At 66.5% G+C, this 236-nt stretch carries 1 pseudogene; it reads right to left on the reverse strand.

The window, feature by feature from the left end:
* Positions 1-14: 14 nt before the first annotated feature.
* A pseudogene (locus tag KVT14_RS21420) lies at positions 15-236 on the reverse strand (cytochrome b N-terminal domain-containing protein); the annotation flags it as partial.

Genomic DNA, 236 nt, shown 5'->3' on the forward strand with positions numbered 1-236 from the left:
ACGGGGAGCGATTAGCCGGAAAAGCCGGCCAGCAGGCCGAGGAACATCAGCGTGAAGCCGACGAGCCAGTTGTGCACGCGCGGCTTGCGGAAAGCGCCGGTGAAGAACACGCGCAACATGTGCGTCACGATCGACGCCATGAAGATCAGCGCGGCCCAGTGGTGGACCTGCCGCATGAGCAGCCCGCCGCGGACCCCGAACGACAGGCGCAGCGTCGAGGCGAACGCCTCGGACAT

The sequence above is a fragment of the Cellulomonas sp. GbtcB1 genome, from assembly GCF_019091725.1.
Classification (GTDB): domain Bacteria; phylum Actinomycetota; class Actinomycetes; order Actinomycetales; family Cellulomonadaceae; genus Cellulomonas.